At 56.4% G+C, this 21747-nt stretch carries 19 protein-coding genes and 1 tRNA gene; 2 read left to right on the forward strand and 18 right to left on the reverse strand.

Annotated elements, in window-relative coordinates; translation table 11 throughout:
- Positions 1-165 precede the first annotated feature (165 nt).
- From D3870_RS10230 to D3870_RS10300, 15 genes are all read right to left on the reverse strand, one after another.
- Positions 166-1380 (reverse strand): ABC transporter substrate-binding protein, encoded by a 1215-nt coding sequence (locus D3870_RS10230; protein ID WP_119738815.1) that lies wholly within the window; start codon positions 1378-1380, stop codon positions 166-168.
- Positions 1381-1429: 49 nt separating this feature from the next.
- A complete protein-coding gene (locus tag D3870_RS10235; protein ID WP_119738817.1) occupies positions 1430-2137 on the reverse strand; it encodes an ABC transporter ATP-binding protein in 708 nt (235 codons plus the stop codon).
- Positions 2134-2910, reverse strand: a complete 777-nt coding sequence (locus D3870_RS10240) for an ABC transporter ATP-binding protein (RefSeq protein WP_119738819.1) — start codon at positions 2908-2910, stop codon at positions 2134-2136. Before D3870_RS10240 ends, D3870_RS10235 begins: the two co-directional genes overlap by 4 nt.
- Before the next feature lie 95 nt (positions 2911-3005).
- Entirely contained in the window at positions 3006-5159 is a 2154-nt protein-coding gene (locus tag D3870_RS10245; protein WP_119738821.1) for a 3-hydroxybutyrate oligomer hydrolase family protein, read from the reverse strand.
- Between the two features lie 93 nt (positions 5160-5252).
- Complete coding sequence (gene fabG / locus D3870_RS10250) at positions 5253-5990, reverse strand: 3-oxoacyl-ACP reductase FabG (protein WP_119738823.1); 738 nt, start codon at positions 5988-5990, stop codon at positions 5253-5255.
- Between the two features lie 292 nt (positions 5991-6282).
- Positions 6283-7728, reverse strand: a complete 1446-nt coding sequence (locus D3870_RS10255) for a sigma-54 interaction domain-containing protein (protein ID WP_119738825.1) — start codon at positions 7726-7728, stop codon at positions 6283-6285.
- Between the two features lie 259 nt (positions 7729-7987).
- Entirely contained in the window at positions 7988-8386 is a 399-nt protein-coding gene (locus D3870_RS10260; RefSeq protein WP_119738827.1) for a MerR family transcriptional regulator, read from the reverse strand.
- A gap of 8 nt (positions 8387-8394) precedes the next feature.
- Positions 8395-8808, reverse strand: a complete 414-nt coding sequence (locus D3870_RS10265; RefSeq protein ID WP_119738829.1) for an integration host factor subunit alpha — start codon at positions 8806-8808, stop codon at positions 8395-8397.
- Positions 8809-8840: 32 nt separating this feature from the next.
- Positions 8841-11267 carry a phenylalanine--tRNA ligase subunit beta gene (gene pheT, locus D3870_RS10270; protein WP_119738831.1) on the reverse strand — a complete coding sequence of 809 codons (2427 nt, stop codon included), beginning with the start codon at positions 11265-11267 and terminating at the stop codon, positions 8841-8843.
- Positions 11268-11344: 77 nt separating this feature from the next.
- Positions 11345-12361 (reverse strand): phenylalanine--tRNA ligase subunit alpha, encoded by a 1017-nt coding sequence (gene pheS, locus D3870_RS10275; RefSeq protein ID WP_119738833.1) that lies wholly within the window; start codon positions 12359-12361, stop codon positions 11345-11347.
- A 110-nt stretch (positions 12362-12471) separates the two neighbouring features.
- Positions 12472-12831 (reverse strand): 50S ribosomal protein L20, encoded by a 360-nt coding sequence (rplT, locus tag D3870_RS10280; RefSeq protein ID WP_119738834.1) that lies wholly within the window; start codon positions 12829-12831, stop codon positions 12472-12474.
- A gap of 19 nt (positions 12832-12850) precedes the next feature.
- Positions 12851-13048, reverse strand: a complete 198-nt coding sequence (rpmI, locus tag D3870_RS10285) for a 50S ribosomal protein L35 (protein ID WP_119738836.1) — start codon at positions 13046-13048, stop codon at positions 12851-12853.
- Positions 13049-13219: 171 nt separating this feature from the next.
- Complete coding sequence (gene infC / locus D3870_RS10290; protein WP_119738838.1) at positions 13220-13741, reverse strand: translation initiation factor IF-3; 522 nt, start codon at positions 13739-13741, stop codon at positions 13220-13222.
- Positions 13742-13801: 60 nt separating this feature from the next.
- Positions 13802-15709, reverse strand: a complete 1908-nt coding sequence (thrS, locus tag D3870_RS10295) for a threonine--tRNA ligase (protein ID WP_119738840.1) — start codon at positions 15707-15709, stop codon at positions 13802-13804.
- A gap of 210 nt (positions 15710-15919) precedes the next feature.
- Positions 15920-15996, reverse strand: a tRNA-Val gene (locus D3870_RS10300).
- Positions 15997-16262: 266 nt separating this feature from the next.
- On the opposite strand from D3870_RS10300, the gene D3870_RS10305 reads away from it, so the two are divergent.
- Complete coding sequence (locus D3870_RS10305) at positions 16263-17186, forward strand: cation diffusion facilitator family transporter (protein ID WP_119741935.1); 924 nt, start codon at positions 16263-16265, stop codon at positions 17184-17186.
- A 9-nt stretch (positions 17187-17195) separates the two neighbouring features.
- Here the strand turns inward: D3870_RS10305 and D3870_RS10310 are convergent, their stop codons facing one another.
- From D3870_RS10310 to D3870_RS10320, 3 genes are read right to left on the reverse strand one after another with little or no spacing between them, the layout of a single operon-like run.
- Positions 17196-19460 (reverse strand): RelA/SpoT family protein, encoded by a 2265-nt coding sequence (locus D3870_RS10310; protein ID WP_119738842.1) that lies wholly within the window; start codon positions 19458-19460, stop codon positions 17196-17198.
- 7 nt (positions 19461-19467) lie between these two features.
- Positions 19468-19818, reverse strand: coding sequence for a RidA family protein (locus tag D3870_RS10315; RefSeq protein WP_119738844.1), 351 nt, complete (start codon positions 19816-19818; stop codon positions 19468-19470).
- 43 nt (positions 19819-19861) lie between these two features.
- Positions 19862-20728: an alpha/beta fold hydrolase gene (locus tag D3870_RS10320; protein WP_119738846.1), complete on the reverse strand. Its 867-nt coding sequence runs from the start codon at positions 20726-20728 to the stop codon at positions 19862-19864.
- Positions 20729-20829: 101 nt separating this feature from the next.
- Here D3870_RS10320 and D3870_RS10325 point away from each other — a divergent pair, with 101 nt between their 5' ends.
- A complete protein-coding gene (locus D3870_RS10325) occupies positions 20830-21624 on the forward strand; it encodes a 3-hydroxybutyrate dehydrogenase (RefSeq protein WP_119738847.1) in 795 nt (264 codons plus the stop codon).
- Positions 21625-21747: the final 123 nt, after the last annotated feature.

The raw sequence follows: 21747 nt of genomic DNA on the forward strand, positions 1-21747 counted from the left end.
AGATATCTTGAAATACGGGTGGAGACCGACGCACCTCCGCCTTGCAGCGCGAACGCTGCCCGGATCCATGCGGCACAAGGCAACTTTGCTTGATGCCGCATGAATCCCGCTGCAAGGGGAGGAACCGTCCTTGAGTTAACTTACAAAACGCGTTGCGTCAGGCGCTTATTTCCAGAGCGAGCACTTGGTCTCGGCTTTCGTCATGTAAGCCTGATCGCCGGGAATCGTCTGCACCACCTTGTAGTAATCCCATGGATACTTCGACTCCGACTGCTTCTTCACTTCCATCAGGTACATGTCGTGCACCATGCGTCCATCCGGGCGGATCACGCCGTTCTTGGCGAAGACGTCGTTGATCTTCGTCTTCTTCAACTGCGCCATCACCTTGTCGCCGTCATCCGAGCCGGTCGCCTTCACTGCGCCCAGATACTGCATCGCAGCCGAATAGTCCGCTGCCTGCAGCATCGACGGCATCTTCTTCATCTTCTCGAAGTAGCGCTTCGACCATTTGCGGCTCTCGTCGCTCTGATCCCAGTACCAGCCGTCGGTCAGGTACATGCCCTGCGTCAGGTTCAGGCCGAGCGAGTGAATGTCGTTGATGAATACCAGCAGACCGGCCATCTTCATCGACTTGTTGATGCCGAATTCATTGGCGGCCTTGATCGCATTGATGGTATCGCCGCCGGCGTTGGCCAGACCAAGGATCTTTGCCTTCGATGATTGCGCCTGCAGCAGGAAGGACGAGAAGTCCGATGCCGACAGCGGATGCTTGACTGCGCCGAGCACCTTGCCGCCGTTGCTCTTGACGACGTCGGCCGTGTCCTTCTCCAGCGATGCGCCGAACGCATAGTCAGCGGTCATGAAGTACCAGTCCTTGCCACCCTGCTTCACGATCGCGCCGCCGGTGCCGCGTGCCAGCGCAACGGTGTCATAGGCGTAGTGCACGGTGTACGGCGTGCAGTCTTCATTGGTCAGACGCGAGCTGCCTGCGCCGATCGAGATGAACGGCTTCTTCTTTTCCGCCGCGACCTTCGCCATCGACAGGTTCGCGCCGGAATTGGTACCGCCGATCAGCATGTCCACGCCCTGCTGGTCGAACCATTCGCGCGCCTTGGAGGCGGCGATGTCGGCCTTGTTCTGGTGGTCGGCAACGATGAACTCGATCTTCTTGCCGCCGATCGCGCCGCCCATGTCGGCGATCGCCATCTTCACCGCTTCCGCGCCGCCCGGGCCGTCGATGTCGGCATAGAGACCGGACATGTCGGTGATCAGACCGATCTTGATCGTGTCGCCGGAAATCTGCGCAGAAGCCGATGCGGCGAAGCCTGCAGCAAAGGTGGCAGCCACTGCAACTGTCATAGCCTTGAATTTGAGTTTCATTTTTTCTCCTCTGTTATATGAGTAGTTCATTGACGTGGTGTCAATTCGGTCAGACGCGCAGCAATTCATTCAATACCGGCATCTTGTCATTCAGTTCCGATGCAGCGAAGCTCTCGACGATCTGGCCGTGCTCCATCACGTAGAAGCGGTCGGCCAGCGGCGCGGCGAAGCGGAAGTTCTGCTCCACCATCACGATCGTGTAGCCCCGCGCCTTGAGGGTCGTGATCATGCGCGCCAGCGCCTGCACGATCACCGGCGCCAGTCCTTCCGAGATCTCGTCCAGCAGCAAGAGGCGCGCGCCGGTGCGCAGGATGCGCGCCACCGCCAGCATCTGCTGCTCGCCGCCCGACAGCCGCGTGCCCTGGCTCATGCGGCGCTCGGCCAGATTCGGGAACATGGCGTAGATTTCCTCGACCGACATGCCGCGCTCGGTCTTCGACACCGGCGGCGGCAGCAGCAGGTTTTCCTCCGCCGACAGCGAGGCGAAGATGCCGCGTTCCTCCGGGCAGTAGCCGATGCCGAGATGCGCGATCTGGTGCGTCGGCAGGTGGATCGATTCCACCCCGCCGACCTTGATCGAGCCGGTGCGCCGTCCGGTCAGGCCCATGATGGCGCGCAGCGTGGTGGTGCGGCCGGCGCCGTTCCTGCCCAGCAGGGTGACGACCTCGCCCTGGTCCACGGAAAGATTGACGTCGTGCAGGATGTGCGATTCGCCGTACCACGCCTGCAGGTTGCTGATTTCGAGTGCCTTGCTCATCCGTGCGCTCCTTCCAGCGCGCCGCTGGTGGTGCCCATGTAGGCTTCCATCACTTGCGGATTGTTCGATACTTCCTCGTAGTTGCCTTCGGCCAGCAGCGCGCCGCGCTGCAGCACCGAGATGCGGTCGCAGATACCCGACACCACGCTCATGTTGTGCTCCACCATCAGGATGGTGCGGCCTGCCGACACCTTCCGGATCAGTTCGGTCACGCGGTGCACGTCCTCGTGCCCCATGCCCTGGGTCGGTTCGTCCAGCAGCATCAGCTCCGGTTCCATCGCCAGCGTGGTGGCGATCTCGAGCGCGCGCTTGCGGCCGTACGGCAGATCGACCGTCAGGGTGTCGGCGAAGCTTTCCAGATCGACCTCGGCCAGCAGCTGCATGGCGCGGCCGTTGAGCTGATCCAGCGTGCGTTCGCTCTTCCAGAAATGGTAGGAGGTGCCGAGCGCGCGCTGCAGGCCGATGCGCACGTTCTCCAGCACGCTCAGGTGCGGGAACACGGCCGAGATCTGGAACGAGCGGATCACGCCGCGATGCGCGATCTGCTCCGGCTTCAAGGCCGTGATGTCGTCGCCGTTGTACAGGATCGAACCGGCCGTGGGCGTCAGGAACTTCGTCAGCAGATTGAAGAACGTCGTCTTGCCCGCGCCGTTCGGCCCGATCAGGGCGTGAATCGAACCGCGCCTGACCTTGAGACTGACGTCATTCACGGCGATAAAGCCCTTGAAACCCTTGGTGAGGTTTTTCGTCTCGAGTATTACTTCGCTTGCCATCCATTTTTCTCCAGTGTTGCTGTCTTGATCCGCATGGCGAACCACCTACCTGCGCCGCTCGTTGCCGGAACGGCGCAGGAGTGGTGGCTGACCGCTCAGTCCGGAACGGTGACGGTGTTGTTTGCGAATGTGATCTGGTCCGCCGCTGCCGGTGTCGCTGGGGCTGCCGGCACGTTCGCGACATTGATCGCCGGTGCTGCACCCGCTGCGCCGCCACGGGGAACAGTGCGCACCACCTGACTTGCCGGCAGTGCCGCACCATTCTTCAGATGCGCGTACATCATGTTCATCGCCTGAATGTGATAGCGGTGGATCGGGATGAGACGCGTGTCATAGCCGGCGAAGCCGAGGAACGAATCGAAATGCTGCGCATTCGTGATCTCGAGATACGACAGCTTGCTTGCCGCGCCTTCAGCCAGCTTGTTGGCCGCGAAGTAGGCACGCGAGTTGTTGTTCACCGGGATCAGCGCGTCATTGCGGCCATGCACGATGATGGCCGGCTTGCCGCGCAGATTGGCGCTGCGCTGTACTTCTGCCATGCCGGCACGAACGCGCTGCGAGTTGCTCAAGGCCGGGCCCGTCAGCGGCGCACCGGTGACGATGTCGGTACCGGTGGCCAGATTGCGCAGGCAGATTGCGCCGTCGATGTTGTAGTCCATCGCATTGGTGGATGGCGACGTCGAGAAAGCGTCCGCGACCGGCGCACCGACCGCATTGTTGTTGACCAATCCCAGCCCACCGCTCGGCGTACCATTCGCGGTCGCGAACAGCTGTGCCTCCTGCGCCGCTGTCAGCGTCGTCAACGCGCCTGTTGCCGCAACCACGGGCGCAAAGCTGTAGCCACACAGATTGTCCTTCACGCTGAACTTGCCATACATGTTGGCGTAGTACGGTGCCAGCAATGCATAGGTGCCGTAGTGCGATGCATGATACAGATCGGACTCGTTTTCGAATCCGGCATCACGCAGCTTCTGCAGCGCCTCGCCCGCCTGCGTCGCCGTCGTGTTTGCGGTCAGCAGGCCCTTTGCCTTCAACGATGCACAGCGATTGGTGCCGAGTGTCGTATTCACCAGCGCCAGCAACGGCGATGTGGCCAACTGCGCAGAAAGCGCAGCGCATGGCTGATACAGATTGCCGATCGTCAGCGTGTCATACAGGCCCAGCCCTGCCTTGCTGACCGCTGCCGCACCGCGCTTGATCGTCAAGCCCGCATTCAACGCGACCTCGGTCACCGGCTCGGACACCGCGACGCCGTCGATCAGGCCTTTCGTGTCCTGCTCCGCAGCCAGCAATGCCGCACCGCCGCCGTTGGAGGCGCTCGATGCGATCACCAATGTGTTGGACGGCTTGATCGTGTTCAACTTCGATTGACCGTCTCTGGCCGTGTCGCCGAATTTTTCATTGAGTACGTAGAACGCAAACTCCACCGCCTGCAGCGTGTATTTGCCCCAGTCCTTTTCGGAATTCTGCTGCGAATGCGCCTGCTTCAATGCGAAGCGATTCGGTGTGACGGCATTGAATGCGGTCAGTTCGACGTCGGTGAGGTTCGCGGTGAAGTTCGAATTCTTTCCGGCCGCTGCGGCAGTGGCGCGCGTGCCGTTGATCAGATTGACGGTATTGGATTGCAAGTTGTGGAAACCCATGCCGCTGCCCTTGTCGGTGTAGGCGACGGCGCACTTCTGCTTGAGCCCCCAGTCGCCCGCCGTGCCGATCGCGCCATACACGCCGCGCGACCCGGACGAAGTTGCCGTCACGATGCAAGGATTGGCCTTGTCAAACCCGGCTGGGACCTGGACCATCAGCGTGACGTTGATCTGACCCGTGCCGTCATCGGCATACGCAATGAATTCATCGCCGGCGATCTTGCCTTCGCCCAGTGTCGCATTGCCGCTGTTGTCCACATTGGGACCGAACAGCGAGCCGTAGCCGCCGTTCGTGGTCGGATCGATCAGGGCGCGGTAGTTCGAATAGATCGTGTTGCGGCGCAGTTCTGACGCCGTCGGATTCGTCGGATCGGCATAGGTCGGGAGCGCGCCCTGCATCCCGGTCTTCCCGAGGCCGGCCGTCAGCAAGTCGTCGCTGATGCCGTCGTAGGTCGATTTCTGGACGGTGCCGAGATAGCTCGGCTTGGCATTGAGGTCTTCTGGCGCGGGCGTGGTGCTTGCGCTGCTGCTGGTACCGCCGCCGCATCCGGCGAGGATGCCGGCTGCGATCAGCGACGCGAGTCCTGCTGCATTACGTATTGCCATGTTGTCTCTCTCCTTGTTGTTGCCGACCGGCTTGCGTCGGATGTGGTCACTTCTTCTTTTTTTGGAACTGCATACTGCGAGCCTGAATTTTTTCTACAGCGTCATTCCTCCACACACTTCAATCACCGCGCCGTTGATATAACTGGCTTCATCGGATGCAAGAAACGCAAAGGTGCTCGCGATTTCCTCCGGTTTGCCGAGCCGCCCCATGGGAACGCGCTCTTCCATCGAGCGAATCACTTTTTCCGGCACGTCCTGGAGGATGGATGTCTCGATGAAGCCCGGACATACCGCATTGACTCGGATGCCGTGGCGACCAAGCTCGCGCGCCCAGGTCTTCGCCATGCCGATCACCCCGAACTTGCTTGCGGCGTAATTGGTCTGGCCGAAATTGCCGTAGATGCCGACGATGGAAGAGGCATTCAGGATCACACCGGTTTTCCGTTCGAGCATGACGTCGACAACGGCCTTGGTGCAGTTGTAAGTGCCTTTGAGATTGACATCGATGACCTTGTCGAACTGCTCGTCGGTCATCTTTTTGAGCTGTGCATCCTGCACGATGCCGGCGTTGTTGACGAGGATGTCGATATGACCATAGGTGGTGAGCGCGCCCTTCACCATCGCATTGATGCTGTCGGACTTGGTGACGTCCACCTTGAAGCCGATGGCCTGACCGCCCTGCAGCTTGATTTCCGCGACCGTTTCCGCGACGGCATCGTCCAGGTCGCACACGACGACCCTGGCCCCTTCCTTCGCGAATTTGAGAGCGGTGGCCTTGCCAATGCCTTTGCTCGCGCCAGTGATCAGCGCCACCTTGTTTGAAAGCCGCACAATGTCTCCATCTTTTTTATTGATTCGATGAAGGCGGGTCGCGCGAGATTCGCTGGACCGGCCATCATTCGTATTGGGCCGGCAATTGCAAACCGTGTGCCAGGAGCGATAAGCCCTTGATTTTCAAGACCTATCCATTGGGATGCGGAATTCCAGGTGGAGCAATGCCGGTGGGGGGCGGCAAAAATCGTCTACTTAATGGACACTTTTGGGACACTTCTGGAGAAAAATCTGCGATACCGTTAAAAATCAATGGCTTGGCAGATGTCCGATTATTGGACACCTGCGTCCATTAATTGGACAGTAGCTCGAAATCCATGATCTTCTGATACAAGGTCGCCCTTGAAATCCCGAGCAAACGTGCAGCGGAGGCCTTGTTGCCGCCGGTGCTCTCGAGTGCGGACTTGATGAGGTTTTTCTCCAGATCGGCGACGGCTTCTGCAAGCGGCCTCACAGCCGGCGTCGGCCCGTCCTTCGCCAGCGGTACCGGCTCCTTCTGCTGACTCGGCTCGACCAGCGACAGAATCGACGCGAAGTCTTCCGCCTTGAGACTCACGTTATCGGTCAGCATGCCGGCCTGCTCGAGCGCATTGCGCAATTCACGTACATTGCCGGGCCAGCCGTAAGCGGCCAGCGCCTCCCGCGCGCAAGGCGCAAGCTCGCGCTGTGGCATGCCGGTACGCTTGGCAATCTGCTCGAGCAAATGCTCGCACAACGCATCGAGATCCCCGCGCCGTTCACGCAATGGCGGCAGATGGATCGGCAGCACGTTCAGCCGGTAATACAGGTCCGAGCGGAATTTACCGTCCGCCACCAATTGCTTGAGATCGTGGCTGGTTGCTGCAATCACGCGCACATCGACCTTGGTGATCTTGTTGGAGCCAAGCGGTTCGATCTCCTGCTCCTGCAGGACGCGCAGCAGCTTGGCTTGCACCTGCAGCGGCATGTCGCCGACCTCATCGAGGAACAGGGTGCCGCCGTCGGCGATCTTGAACTTGCCGTCGCGCCCTTTTCGATCAGCCCCTGTATACGCCCCCGGCGCAACGCCGAAAAATTCGGCTTCCAGCAACGTCTCCGGGACTGCGGCGATATTGATGCCGACGAAAGGACGGTCGGCTCTTCCCGAGGCGGCGTGAATGCCATGCGCCAGCAGCTCCTTGCCACTCCCGGTTTCCCCCAGCAGCAGCACGGTCGTATCGAGCTGTGCCGCGCGTCGCGCACGGTGCTTGAGTTCCAGCGAAATAGGACTGACGCCGATGAAACTGGAAATGGAGTATTTGGAATGGCGCAGCTGCGCGAGTTCCTTTTGCGTGTTGGCGAGCGCCCATTGCAGCTCGGCAAACTTGGACACCAGCGGCTTCAGCCGTTGCAGCCGGTCATACAATGCAAAGCCGATTGCACCGATAACCTTGCCATCTTCGTCCTTGAGCGGGATGCGCATCACGACCAGAGGCTGGTCGCGGATCATCATGATATCGAGCAGAATCGGTTTGCCGTTGTGCACGACCTCGCGCATGCGACTATTGGGAATGACCTCCTCGACCGCCTTGCCCAGCACATCTTCCGGTGCCTTCAGACCGAGGAAAGCCGCATACTTGTCGTTGATCCACACGATACGACTCTGATCGTCAATCGCGATCGTGCCTTCGCACGAGTCATCGAACAGAGCCAGCAGCGACTGCATACCCATCTGCTGAATACTGTCAGCATCCCACGAAGAGCCGACTGCAGATTTCATATTTCCCCCTCGCGATCAACACGTTGCGGCATTCGCTCCGCACAATACCATTGCGTCAAAGCAAGGTGTCGAGATTATAGATGCATGATGAAAAGCACGTGAGTCCATGAAGGCGGCTCGGAAAAACCCAAAATGCCGGGCAACGAGTCATATGCAGCTTGGCAAGAAAGCCCGCTGGAGCAACAAAAAAAGCCGCTGCATGCGGCTTTCCTCTCGGTCGTGATGAACTCCGCAACATCCATCACGTCTGACGTTGCAACTATCTGTCTCTCTTGGTGCTCAGAAGATCGAGAATCTCTGCCAGCTCATGACGGATCGTCTCGGTATCGACGTCCAGCGACGGCAATCCCGATGCCAAATCACTCGACACCGCCCCAGAAATCCGCGTATCGAGCTTGTTGCGCGCGCCACTGATCGTGAATCCCTGCTCGTAGAGCAGTTCACGAATACGTCGGATGAGGAGGACCTCGTGGTGTTGATAGTAGCGGCGATTGCCTCTGCGCTTGACCGGCTTCAGCTGGGTGAACTCCTGCTCCCAGTAACGCAAGACGTGCGGCTTCACGCCGCACAGATCGCTCACTTCGCCAATCGTGAAATAGCGTTTTGCCGGGATCGGCGGCAAAACAACCAACGCAGTCTTGCTGACTCGATCGTTCATTGTTCAGGTCAAGCGACGCGTGCGAGGAGATTCTTGCTGGCGACTTCCACCATGCCCTTGAGCTTCTGACTTGCATGAAACGTCACCACACGTCGCGCCGTGATGGGAATTTCTTCGCCGGTCTTGGGATTGCGACCTGGCCGTTGCGGCTTGTCGCGCAACTGGAAGTTGCCGAAGCCGGAGAGCTTCACCGACTCTCCGCGCTCAAGCGCATTGCGAATTTCATCGAAGAAAGTTTCGACCATATCCTTCGCTTCGCGCTTGTTCAAGCCGACCTGCTCGAACAGAAGTTCAGCCAGTTCCGCCTTGGTCAGTGTAGGCAAGTCCTTTTCAGCTTGGGAGCGGGCTTGTGATTCCTGCATCGCGCGATTGAGATCGGCGGCCAAAATGGATTGAAATTCGGCTGAGTTCACGTCATTCATAGTAGTTATCCCTACCCTGCCCGTTTTAACTCTTATGCACGCAATTTTGCGCCATGTTTCTTCTCGACTGACGCGACAAATGCGGCCATGGCAGCATCGACTTTCTCGTCCTGTAGGGTAGATTGAGTATCTTGCAAGGTGAAACGGAACGCAAGACTTTTTTCGTCATTTTCCAGACCCTTGCCCCGATATTCATCAAATAAAACAATGGCTTGCATGATATCACAGGCCGCATTGGCTTGCCGCTCAGCAATGAACGCATCCATCAGATCCTGCGCCGGAACAGCCTGCTTCACCACCACGGCAAGGTCGCGCACAACAGCCGGAAACTTCGAGATTTCCTGATAAGAAGGAATATCGCGCTCGCACAGCAACTGGGCATCCACCTCAAACATCACGGGTGCCTGCGGCAGATCGTATTTCTGCTGCCAGCGCGGATGCAACTCGCCGATAAAGCCGATCGTCTTGCCGTCAAGAACAATCTGCGCCGAACGCCCGGGATGCAGCGCAGGATGCTCGGCTTTCGCAAAGCGTAGTGTGCGAGGTGCAAAAAGCGCCTCCAGATCGGACTTGATATCGAAATAGTCAACATTACGGGTCGGCATACCCCACTGCTCGTCCACCACCGGACCATATGCAATCGCAGCGACGCGTTTTGGTTGATCGTAACCGGCAACCGACAAAGATCCGTCCTTTATCGCATCATTACGCAAATAAACGGCACCAATCTCGAACAAGCGCACGCGGCCAACTTTGCGATTCAAGTTGTAACGTACGTTGGCGACAAGACTGGCGACCAGCGACGAACGCATGACGCTCATCTGACTGGCGATCGGGTTGAGCAGCTTGATGGGATTGGCGTTTCCGGCGAAATCTGCTTCCCATCCTTCTTCGACAAAACTGAAGTTCACCACTTCCTGATAGTCGAGATCGGCCACCTGACGCCGGATTGCAAACAGCGAACGTGTATTTTCCGGAGCGATACGCATCGCGTTGGGAGCAACCGGAGGCAATGCAGGAATATTCTCGAATCCGTAGACACGCGCGATCTCCTCGATTAAGTCTTCTTCGATTTCGATATCGAAGCGATATGACGGCGGTGTGACGGTAAACAAGCCCGACTCTTGCGCAAACGTCAGGCCCAGGCGCGCAAAAATTTCAGCGATCTGTCCATCATCGAGCGGCACGCCGATCACCTTGACTGCGCGCGCGGTTCGCACTGCGACCGGTTTGCGCTGCGGCAGATTAACGACATGGTCGTCGACCGGCCCCACCTTCGTTTCTTTTCCACCGCAAATTTCGACGATCAACGACGTGATGCGCTCGATATGTTCCACAGTGGTCGCATAATCGACACCGCGTTCAAAACGATGTGCGGCGTCCGTTGAAAAATTGTACCGACGCGCACGCCCTTGGATCGCCTGCGGCCACCAGAACGCGGCTTCCAGATAGATATTCTGCGTATCCAGCGACACGGCCGTGGAATCACCGCCCATGATGCCGGCGAGTGATTCAATCTCGCGTTCGTCGGCAATCACTCCCACCCATTCATCGACTTCAACGGTATTGCCATTGAGAAGCTTCAGTTTTTCGCCTAATTTGCCCCAGCGCACATCCAATCCGCCATGAATCTTGTCAAGGTCGAACACATGCGACGGACGCCCCAATTCCAGCATCACGTAATTGGATATATCAACCAATGCAGAAATCGGACGCTGCCCACTACGCTCGAGACGACGCTTCATCCAGTCAGGCGTTTGCGCTTTTGCATTCAACCCACGGATAACACGCCCGGAAAAACGGCCGCACAGGTCAGGAGCAGAAACCTTGACCGGCAGCTTTTCCTGAGTCGACACTTCGACCGGCTGGAACGCAGGAACCTTGAGCGGAACCCCTGTCAAGGCCGATACTTCGCGAGCGACACCCAGCACCGACAGGCAATCGGCCTTGTTCGGCGTCAGCTTGATGGTGAACTTCAGGTCGTTCAGTTGATAGTAATCCCGGAAGTTCCGACCGACGGGCGCATCATCCGGCAAGTCCAGCAAGCCGCCGTGCTCTTCCGACAGCTTCAACTCACGTGCAGAACAGAGCATTCCTTGCGACTCCACGCCGCGTAGCTGACCGACCTTGATTTCAAACGGCTTGCCATCATCGCCCGGTGGCAGCTTCGCGCCAGCCAACGCACAAGGCACCTTCATCCCAAGGCGGACATTCGGTGCACCGCAAACGATATTCAACAGCGTCCCCGTGCCGGCATCCACCTGACACACGTTCAAACGGTCGGCATTCGGATGCTTGGCAATTTCCACCACTTTGGCCACGACCACATTGGAAAACGGCGGAGCGACAGGCTCTACTTCCTCGACCTCCAGACCGGACATCGTGAGCAAATGCGACAATTCGTCCGAAGTCATCTTCGGATCGACCAGAGTGCGGAGCCAGTTTTCGGAGAATTGCATAGTTAAAACCTTCAGGCACTGAACTCACAGAAAGCAACGCGCTCATTGATGAGCCCGCCACTTCCTGTGGCGAATTTTTAATTGAATTGTTCCAGGAAACGCAGATCGCCTTCATAAAACAGGCGCAAATCGTTGATGCCATAGCGAAGCATCGTCAGACGTTCAAGACCGGACCCGAATGCGAAGCCGATATATTGCTCGGGGTCGAGCCCCATGTTGCGCACGACCGTCGGATGTACCTGCCCCGCTCCGGAAACCTCCAGCCAACGTCCTTTCAACGGCCCGCTTCCGAACGCAATATCGATTTCGGCCGACGGCTCGGTGAACGGAAAGTAGGAGGGCCGGAAACGCACCTGGAGATCGTCCGTTTCAAAAAACGCCTTGACGAAGTTCAGATAGACACCTTTGAGGTCAGCGAAGCTGATGTCATCCGCAATCCACAACCCCTCGACCTGATGGAACATGGGCGAATGCGTCGCATCGCTGTCGACTCGATAGGTACGCCCTGGTGCAATCACCTTGATAGGCGGCTTGTTCATGCGCGCATAACGCACCTGCATCGGACTCGTGTGCGTACGCAGGAGCAGCGGTTTGCCCTGGCTATCCACTCCCTCGACATAGAACGTGTCCTGCATCGACCGCGCGGGGTGATTTTCCGGACTGTTCAATGCTGTGAAGTTGGTCCAGTCGGTTTCGATTTCAGGACCGTCCGCGACATCAAAGCCGATGGAACGAAAAATTTCCTCCACCCGCTCCCAGGTACGCATCACAGGATGAATGCCGCCAATGCCACGGCCGCGTCCCGGCAACGTGACATCGATTGCTTCCGCATTCAAGCGCGCCTGCATCTGTGCATTTGCCAGCGCATCGCGCCGCGCATTGAGCGCTGCTTCGATTTTTTCCTTGGCCGCATTGATGATCGCCCCTTGAGCCTTGCGCTCTTCCGGCGCCAGCTTGCCCAGGCCCTTCATCTGTTCGGTAATCTGCCCGGTCTTGCCCAGGTATTTGGCCTTGGCATTTTCCAGGGCTGCAGCATCTTCCGCAGCGGAGAAATCGGCTTGCGCCTGAACCACCAGTTGTTCCAGAGAATTCATACCTTCTTTCCTGCCTCATTCCGAAGCCGAAAATAAAACGGGGCACAGGTATGTGACCTCTGCCCCGCCCAATACGCGACATCGCTTGAAGACGATGCCTATAAACTTTCTTAAGCAGCGATGTTGGCCTTCACCTGATTGACAATCGCGGCAAATGCCGGCTTGTCCATCACTGCCATATCGGCCAGAACCTTGCGATCCAGTTCGATATTGGCCTTCTTCAGACCGTTCATGAATACGCTGTAAGTAACACCGTGTTCACGCGAAGCGGCGTTGATACGCGTGATCCACAGAGCGCGGAACACACGCTTCTTGTTGCGACGATCACGGTATGCATATTGACCGGCGCGCATGACCGCTTGCTTGGCAATGCGGAATACGGTACTGCGACGTCCGCGATAGCCTTTGGCTTGATCGAGAACCTTCTTATGACGGGCCCGTGCTGTGACCCCACGTTTTACTCGAGGCATGGTAGCTCCTTATGTGAGGTTAAGCGAACGGCATCATTGCGCGTACGGAATCGATGTTTGTCTCATGGACACCCACGGCTCCGCGCAACTGGCGTTTGTTCTTGGTGGTTTTCTTGGTCAGGATGTGACGCTTGAAGGCTTGACCGCGTTTGACGGTGCCGCCCGGACGTACGCGAAAACGCTTCTTCGCGCTACTCTTCGTCTTCATTTTTGGCATAGCAATATCTGTCCTTCGGACAGCTCCATTTTTAGCATGATTGCAGGTGGCAATACTACATTGCTCTTGGATGCCTGCTCTCACTTGTTTTGCAGTGATCATCAAAGCCACTGCTATTGCACAAATTGTCCGCTGCCGAACAATCTGCACGAAACCTTCTTTTGAAGAAGTCTATTTTTTCTTCTTGGGCGCCAGCACCATTACCATCTGGCGACCTTCCATCTTGGGAAACTGCTCAACCTGGCCATACTGCTCCAAGTCAGCCTTCAATCGCTCCAGCATGCGCATGCCGATATCCTGGTGTGCCATTTCACGACCGCGGAAACGCAACGTAATCTTCGTCTTATCGCCCTCATCGAGGAACTTGATCAGGTTACGCAGCTTGATGTTGTAATCGCCATCATCGGTACCCGGGCGGAATTTCACTTCCTTGACCTGAATAACCTTTTGCTTCAGTTTCGCTTCGTGAGCCTTTTTTTGCTCCTGATACTTGAACTTTCCATAGTCCATCAGGCGACATACGGGTGGCTGCGCAGTGGGCGCAATTTCCACCAAGTCCACGTTGGCTTCCTCCGCCATGCGGAACGCTTCGGCCAGACTTACGATACCAATCTGTTCGTTATTGACACCAGTCAAACGCACTTCCGGCACTGTAATCTCGCCGTTGATGCGATGCGATTTATCCGTAGCTATTGCAGTTTCCTTTAAAAATCAAATAATTAAGCCGTGCTTTTGCGCATTGGGCTTCCCCGTTCAGGCTTTGGTTTCGACCTCGCTTTTCAGGCGCTCCACCAATGCGTCGACTGGCATCACTCCCAGATCGACGTTGCCCCGCGCACGCACGGCCACTGTATTCGCATCCCGCTCCTTATCACCGATAACGACTATATAAGGCAGTTTTTGAACGGAATGCTCGCGTATTTTATAGGTTATTTTCTCATTACGCAAATCGAGGTGGACCCTAAACCCTTGTTTTTTCAGGTTTTGTGCGACGGTTTGCGCATAGTCAGATTGTGCGTCCGAGATATTCAAGACGGCAATCTGCACCGGCGCCAGCCACAACGGCAGCGCACCAGCGTGGTTTTCGATCAGAATGCCAATGAAGCGCTCGAGCGAGCCGACAATGGCTCGATGCAGCATGACCGGCACTTTGCGAGCGTTGTCGTCCGAGACATATTCCGCACCCAAACGGCCCGGCATCGAGAAATCGACCTGCATGGTGCCGACTTGCCAAGGACGACCAAGCGAGTCTTTCAGATGGTATTCGATTTTCGGTCCATAGAATGCTCCCTCACCAGGTAGCTCCTCCCATTTGACGCCACAAGCTTGCAGTGCAGCGCGCAGAGTTTCTTCGGCGCGATCCCATGTCTCGTCGGAACCAATACGGTTTTCCGGCCGCAGGGCAATCTTGATCGAGATTTCAGAGAAGCCGAAATCGGCATAGACATTCATTGCCTGCTGGTGGAATGCCTTGCATTCGTCCTGAATCTGGTCTTCAGTGCAAAAAATATGACCATCATCCTGAGTAAAACCGCGCACCCGCATCAATCCGTGCAACGCGCCCGAGGGCTCATTACGATGGCATTGCCCGAACTCGCCAAAGCGTAACGGCAGGTCACGATAGCTTCGCAGACCGGAATTGTAAATTTGCACATGCCCCGGACAATTCATCGGCTTCAACGCATAGTTGCGACTCTCCGACTCGGTCACGAACATATTTTCGCGATAGTTCTGCCAGTGACCGGTTTGCTCCCACAGGCTGCGATCGAGGATTTGCGGCGCCTTCACCTCCTGGTAGCCGCTCTCGCGATAAACGCAGCGCATATATTGCTCGACCTGCTGCCAAATCGTCCAGCCTTTGGGATGCCAGAAAATCAGACCGGGCGCCTCGTCCTGAAAATGGAACAGATCCAATGCCTTGCCGAGTTTGCGATGGTCCCGCTTTTCCGCCTCTTCCAGCATATGCAGATAGGCTTCCTGATCTTCCTTCTTCGCCCACGCTGTACCATACACGCGCTGCAGCATCTCGTTTTTGGAATCGCCGCGCCAGTACGCGCCGGCGAGCTTCATCAACTTGAATACCTTGAGCTTGCCAGTGGACGGTACGTGGGGACCTCGGCACAAATCGGTGAAATTACCCTCGGCATAGAGGGAAACGTCCTCGCCCTGCGGGATCGATTCGATGATCTCCGCTTTATAAGCCTCGCCGATCGACTTGAAATAAGTCACAGCCTCATCGCGCGGCAAGACCTTGCGCGTGACGGGCTCGTCTTTTTTGGCGAGCTCCGCCATCTTCTTTTCAATTGCCTGCAAATCGTCCGGCGTAAATGGCCGTTTGTACGCAAAGTCGTAATAAAAGCCGTTTTCAATCACAGGCCCGATCGTCACCTGAGCATCGGGAAACAACTCCTTGACCGCGTAGGCAAGCAAGTGAGCCGTCGAGTGCCGGATTACTTCCAGACCTTCGGCATCCTTGTCGGTAACAATGGCCAGATCAACATTGCGATCGACCACGAACGACGTATCAACAAGCTTGCCATCCACCTTGCCAGCCAAGGCAGCCTTGGCAAGACCAGCGCCAATACTTGCAGCAATTTGCGCGACTGTTACGGGCGCATCGAATTGACGCTCTGAACCATCTGGGAGTCGGACTGAGACCATTTTGCACTCCATGTCCGTGATTGTTGCTTCGGACGCTAGATTAGTAATCGGAAAATGAGGACGAAAAAAAACGCGGACCAGCCGCGCTTTTTCAATTTACAACCACGAAAAAGATTCCGACTAGCGTCGCTCTAGAACCATTGCGGTTTTAGTTCGCGGTGTCATAACCGGAATTGCCTTTCTCGCTCTTGCAAATGTACTGCTATTCGTTGGTAGGCTCGATTGGACTCGAACCAACGACCCCTACCATGTCAAGGTAGTGCTCTAACCAGCTGAGCTACGAGCCTAAAGAAACGAAATTATAGCGGCAATTTAGCAACTCCGCTAGTGGCTTGTGTGAATCATTTCCTTGAAGCTGGCAAAACAAGGCGATGGGCCCGCAATGGCGGCCTAACAATGCATGTTGTATTCAACAAATCAGATGCACCGGCACGCGACCAGATAATGCCGCAATCGAATCCAGTACACTCATTCATGATCTGGTTGATTATCGCTGTTGCAATTCGACAGCATTGCGCTTCCCGCACGCATGAATCCAACCTTTGCTGCATATATGAAATCGCGCCCCATTTCATCCGGCCATCTGCACGCCCACCGAGCCGGCGACGCGTCGTATCGTCATTTCATTGAAGGGCGCAGTCTTGGTGTGCTTGGATGGGCTCTTGCATTGACACTTGGCTTCGCAATCGTGGAATTGCTTGCCGGGCTCTGGTCCAATTCGCTGGCCCTCCTTTCAGACGCCGGCCATATGGCAACCGACGCGATCACGCTGGCCTTGGCGCTCATTGCGCAGATCTTTGCGAAACGCCCGCCGTCCGCCACGAAATCGTTCGGCTTCGGACGTGCCGAGGCACTCGCTGCGTTTGTCAATGCCTTCGCAATGCTGGCAATGGTTTGCTGGATCGTATTCGAAGCGGCACAACGCTTTGCCAGCCCTCAAGCCGTGCAAGGCGAAGTTGTTTTCGTCGTCGCACTGATCGGGCTGATGGTCAATCTGATCGCAGCCGGGATACTCTCGAGAGACAAGCAAAGCATCAACACGCGGGCCGCGCTGGTGAACGTCATGGGCGATTTGCTTGGCTCGATTGCTGCATTGGCAGCCGGCGCTGTTATCTACCTGACCGGCTGGCTGCCGATCGACCCTCTGCTATCGGTTTTCGTATCGTTGCTGATCCTGAAAACCATCATCAGCATACTCCGCGAGTCGTATCACATTTTGATGGAAGGCGTACCGCCGAACATCGACTACATGCAGGTCGGTGCCGATCTCGCAATGATTGATGGCGTGCTGTCCGTGCATGATCTGCATGTCTGGGATATGTCGGCAGGACAACCAGCCCTGATTGGCCACATCGAAATCCGCGATCTGCAACAATGGCCCGCCGTGCTTGACGCGATCAAGTCCCTGCTGCGCGACAAATACGATATTGACCATGTGACCTTGCAGGCGGAATTACCGCCAATGGTGAAGGAATAGCGGCGTCCGTCACTGCCGGTTGACGTCAACCACGCCAGTCACATCCCGAATGATCATCAGCGCCTTTTGCAGTTGTGCTGTGGACGCAATCTCTGCCGTGAAGGACATTCGCGCCTGCCCTTTCGCACTCTGCGTGCTGACGCCAATCACGTTGATCTTTTCACGCGAAAAAATTTCCGAAATATCTCTCAGCAACCCCTGCCTGTCATTGGCCAGCACAAAAATATCCACCGGATAAACAGTTTCCCTGCCAGGCGCACCCCATGTCGTCTGGATGACTCGCTCCTGCGACTTGAGGCGCATCTGCGCGATATTCTTGCAATTCGCTCGATGGATTGAAACTCCCTTGCCGCGCGTGATGAAGCCGACAATTTCGTCCGGCGGAGCAGGCTTGCAACATCTGGCGAGCTGCGTCATCAAACCATCGGTGCCGACCACCAGCACACCCGATCGTGCACCTTGCGCAACGCTCGATCCTCTGCTCTTGTTAGTAATAACTGCATCGCTTTCCGGTGTCTTGGCGACATTCTTGTGCATGTCGTCAGCGCGCAATGCCTGCTCGACATGCCTCAGGCTGAACTCCTCCTTGCCGACCGCAAGAAACAGATCGTCAACTTTGGCGAACCCGAGCTTGTGCGCCAGCTCTTCCAGATTGACTGCAGTCTTGCCTTCGCGTTGCAACGTCTTTTCTATCAGCCCGCGCCCATTCGACAGCGTTTCCTGCTGCTCGATCGCATTGAACCACGCACGCACTTTGGAGCGCGTGCGCGGACTGGCGACGTAACCGGGACTGAGCCAATCACGTGATGGACCGACAGCACCTGGCGCAGCCCCTCCTCTCGCCGTGATGATCTCAACTGTCTGTCCATTCTTCAATTGCGTGTTGAGCGGGACCATCGCACCGTTGATGCGGGCGCCGCGGCATCGATGACCGATATTCGTATGCAAGTGGTAGGCGAAGTCGATCGGCGTTGCGCCGTTCGGCAATTCGATCACGCGCGCCTGAGGCGTGAGCACGTAGATACGGTCGTCGAGCGAAGCCGCCTTGATCTTTTCGACCCATTCGCGTTGCATTTCCTCTTGACCGACCACGGCATTCGTCACTTCGCTTTTCCACGCCAGCAGCTGGCGCAGCCACGCAATTTTTTCATCGTATTTTTGTGCCGCGAAATTGGAGCCGCCCGTCTCCTTGTAGCGCCAATGCGCGGCGACACCGTATTCGGCAAAACGATGCATCTCTTGCGTACGAATCTGCACCTCCAGTGCGCGAGCGTCTTCCGCAATCACAACAGTGTGCAGCGATTGGTACCCGTTCTGCTTCGGTCGCGAAATATAGTCGTCAAACTCCTCTGGTATGGGCGTCCAGATGTTGTGCACCAGACCGAGGACGTCGTAACAGCTCTTGATGTCGTCGACAATCACGCGGAACGCACGCACATCGTACAACTCGGTGAAGTCGAGCGACTTGCCGCGCATCTTGTTCCAGATGCTGTAGATGTGTTTGGGCCGACCGAAAACCTCGGCCTTGATTCCCGCGGATGCGAGTTCCGATTTCAGACGCGCGATCGCAGCACCGACGAACTCCTCGCGTTCACGGCGCTTTTCTTCAAGCATCTTGGCAATGCGCTTGTAGGTCGCCGGCTCAAGAAAGCGAAACGCAAGGTCTTCAAGCTCCCATTTCAATTGCCAGATGCCAAGGCGATTGGCCAGAGGCGCATACAGATCGAGCGTCACACGCGCGTATTGATATGTCCGGTCGTCTTCGAGTTTCAACTCGGAGAAATATCGCAGGTTCGTGACGCGCGCTGCGAGCCGGACCAGAACGACGCGCATATCGGATGCCATCGCCAGCAGCATTTTGCGCAATGCTTCAAGCTGCTCGGCGGCTTGCTGTGAAGCGTTCTTGCCGCGTGCGATCTCCTGATAGCCGAAGCTCTGATCATGCAGTCGCATGAGCTGGCGTATCTCGGTTACGAAATCGAGAATCTCTGTTCCGAAACGCGGCTCGATACTGTTCGCGGCCTGCTCGTCAAGTGCCGGCAATTCGAATAGCAAGCCCGCAATACGTGCATCGACATCGGTATTGAGTTGCGCCAAAACCGTTGCCACCCCCTGCGCGAATGCGAATGCATCCTGCCCGGTATCGATAGTCTTTCCGGAATAGATCTGTTTTACGAAAGCGAATGCATCGAGCACACGTGCCCCATCCTCTGCCGTCAAGCCCGAGGTCAGTTGAGCGTGCGTATCGCGTTGTGTTGTGGCGACAGAAACCATTGGTCGATTACTTTTGCGCAGCCGTCACAACCATTTCCACCAGCCACTCCGGTTTGGCGAGCCGGGCTTCAACGGTGGCCCGCGGGGGCGCATTGCCGTCGGCGACCCATTCATTCCATACTGCATTCATGCCATCGAAATCCTTGATATCCGCCATGAAAATCTGACACATCAAAATGCGCGACTTGTCGCTTCCCGCTTCTATCAAAAGACGGTCGATGTGACCGAGAACTTCACGCGTCTGACCCGCTATGTTCTGCGTGACATCCACAGCGATCTGTCCGGCAAGGTAGACAGTGCCATTGTGAATGGCAGTCTCTGAAAGGGTTTTTCCGACGTGCAAACGTTTGATTTCCATGATGCTCGAACTCTCTTTCAATACTCAATTTTCCGGCAATGATTCAAGCGAGAAGGAATTCCTTCACCGCCGTGATCTGGTCTGCATGCATGAACGTCGGTGCATGGCCCACACCGGCAAACTCCATCAGCCTTGACTGCGGCCCGCGCTTCGTCATCGCCTGCGCAACATCGCGACTCAAGAGGTCGGACTCGGCACCGCGTGTCAGGAGCGTGGGACAGGTGATCGCATCGTATGCAGCCCATAGCATTGCCTCGTCCTGCTTTGCACTCGCGGGCGTTACCGACTTGAATGGCACTGCCAGATTCAGATCGTAGTGACGGATCCATTTTCCATCGCGATCTTGTTGCAGAACGTCAGCCGCGATTTTTCGCCATTCATCGTCCGTATGCGGTCCGAACGGCAGCGATATGCCCCGAATATAGTTGGCAGCCTCGTCGAATGTCGCAAACCGCATGTCCTGACCGATATAGCCGCCTATGCGCTCCAGTGCAGAATAATTCAAGGCAGGTCCGATATCGTTCAACACCAGTTTGCGTACCGGATTTTCAGGCAATGATGCAAGCCCCATCCCGATCAAGCCTCCCATCGAAGTGCCGACCCAATGCACTGTCGTTGCATCCAGTCGCGCCAACAGCGTGACCATATCGCTGACATATTGCGGCACGACATAATAGCGAGGATCGCGCAATCGACTGGAGCGTCCGCGTCCCACCACATCCGGGCATATGACTCGATAATCCTTGCACAATTCCTGTGCAAGATTGTCGAAATCATCGGAAACACGCGTCACCCCATGCACGCAAACCAGCACATCGGGATTGTGCGGGTCACCCCATTCCTTGTATGCCATCGTATGCAAGCCTGCAGGAGAAAGACATTGAACGGATTGGATTTTCGCTTGTGTCATTTTTATGTTTTCCGGATGATGGTTCTGACATTTTACTGTTCGTTCGGCTTAAAATCCTACATCGTTCGTTGCCAACAAAAATTTCATTCCTCGAGGACAAAATGCAAGGCACCATGCTCAAAGGTAAGACAGCTCTGATCACCGGTTCGACATCCGGCATTGGATTAGGCATCGCCAGATCATTTGCAGCGCAAGGCAGCAATATTGTTTTCAATGGCTTCGGCGACGCCAAGGAAATCGAAGCGCTGCAAGCCGATGTGCAGAAAGAGTATGGAGTGGAAACGGCATATCACGGGGCGGACATGTCCAGGCCTGCACACATTGAAGCGATGATGCAATTCGCAGCGGAGCGCTTTGGCGCGGTCGATATCCTTGTGAACAACGCGGGCATCCAGCATGTGGCAAACATCGAAGATTTTCCTGTCGAAAAATGGGATGCGATCATCGCCATCAATCTGAGTTCGGCATTTCACACGACCCGATTGGCATTGCCCGCGATGAAGGCGAAGAATTGGGGACGCATCATCAATATTGCATCGGTACATGGCTTGATCGGCTCGGCACAAAAATCGGCTTACGTTGCAGCCAAGCATGGCATTGTCGGCCTGACGAAAGTCACTGCCTTGGAAAACGCGCATAGCGGGATCACATGTAATGCGATTTGCCCTGGTTGGGTATTAACCCCGCTTGTGCAACAACAAGTCGATGCACGCGCCAGGCAGCAAGGTATTTCGAATGAAGAAGCCAAGAAGGGACTGCTGATGGAAAAGCAGCCTTCCGGTGAATTCGTGACACCGCAGCAACTGGGGGAGCTTGCAGTATTCCTGTCCAGCGATGCCGCGAGTCAAGTGCGCGGTGTTGCCTGGAATATGGATGGCGGCTGGGTTGCGCAATAATGCGGTCGAAGTATTGCGTTCGCTTGAATCGACGCGCAGGAATCTGCTTGCGCTTCGCTTTTCATGGTTGCCATGGTGATTTCCCGCCCCCACGGATTCACTAAAAAACGAAAACGGCGCTTG

Source organism: Noviherbaspirillum cavernae (genome assembly GCF_003590875.1).
GTDB classification, from domain to species: Bacteria; Pseudomonadota; Gammaproteobacteria; order Burkholderiales; family Burkholderiaceae_D; genus Noviherbaspirillum; species Noviherbaspirillum cavernae.